Origin of the sequence: Streptomyces sp. SPB074 (assembly GCF_000154905.1) — a bacterium.
GTDB lineage: Bacteria > Actinomycetota > Actinomycetes > Streptomycetales > Streptomycetaceae > Streptomyces.
On record NZ_GG770539.1, the window covers coordinates 5,980,035 to 5,981,257 of the forward strand.

Annotated in this window: 1 protein-coding gene and 1 pseudogene; both read left to right on the plus strand. The window is 74.1% G+C overall.

All coding sequences use genetic code 11. From position 1 onward, the window contains the following. Positions 1–591, plus strand: a pseudogene (locus SSBG_RS25325) (precorrin-6y C5,15-methyltransferase (decarboxylating) subunit CbiE); the annotation flags it as partial. A gap of 394 nt (positions 592–985) precedes the next feature. Further along, on the plus strand, positions 986–1,223 hold a 238-nt coding region (locus SSBG_RS25330; RefSeq protein ID WP_037870605.1), incomplete at its 3' end, for a hypothetical protein.

A 1,223-nucleotide genomic window follows, 5' to 3' on the forward strand; every position in this document is an offset into this window, starting at 1 on the left:
GGATCGCCGGGCGCGATCCGGCCGGCCCGGTACGCGGCTGGGCGCTTCCGGCACACGAGTACGGGGACGAGAGCGCCCCTGGAGGGCGAGTCCCGCGAACTGCGCGCCGCCCAGCTGGCCCGCCTCGGGCCCCGCACCGGCGACCTCGTGTGCGACAAAAAAATCCGGCACCGGAGCATATCAACAGCCGAGGCCGCCCGCTTCGGCGCCGCCGTGCTCGCAATAGACGCGGACCCGGACGCGTGCGCGCGGACCACCGCCTCCGCCCGCCGCTTCGGCGTACGGGTGCAGGTCGTCCACGGCAGCGCCCCGCACATACTCGAAGACCTCCCCGAACCCGATGTCGTACGGGTCGGGGGCGGCGGCGAACCCGTCCTCTCGGCGGTCGCCGACCGCCGTCCCGCCGCGATCGTCACCCACGCCGGGACCCGCGACGAGGCCGAACTCCTCGGCCGCACCCTGGCCGAGCACGGCTACGCCGTCGAGTGCGTGCTGCTCCAGTCCGTCGCCCTCGATGTGGGGGAGTGGGCCGAAACCGAACGTACCGTCGTGTTTCTCCTTTCCGCCCACCGCCCTGATCGCGCCCCGTGAACCAGTGGCCACAGCCAGCGGGGTAGGCTGGCCGATCGTCGTACAGCTTTCCGAGCTGTCCCCGGCACCCCGAACCGGCCCGTAAACCCCAGGTCGGCCCCGTGATCCGGGGCCCCGAGGGGCGGGCGCGCGCCGACGTGGCGCAGTCCACAGCCGACTGTGGCGGAAAGTGGCCGTCATCAGCACGCCGGGACCGGGAGAATGCCCCGGGACGGCAGGGTTCTGCCCGCATCGTGCCGCAGGGCGCGTGCGCTCGTTGCTCCCCGTGGGAGGCCGGACGGCCTCCCGGTGGGCGACGGAAGGGCCCGGCCGCCGTCGGCAGGTCCCGGAAGGCACGGGAAGCCGGTACGACCGGAGACAAGCGAAACAGCTGACACGTGGGCGAGGGGTACGCATGACGGACACCGGCAAGGGCCCGGCCGAGGGGCAGCCGCAGGCTGCGGCACAGCCGGGCCCGTACCCGTACCAGGGGTACGCCGCGGCTCCGGTGGAGGACGACGACCTCCTCTTCATGCCGGGCGCGCAGGGTGCCTGGACCGAGGCACAGCCCGTCCTCGCCCAGCCCGCGCAGGTCCCCCACCAGGACCACGGCACGGAACAGGGCGCGCCGGCGGTCCACGCGACCGTCCCGC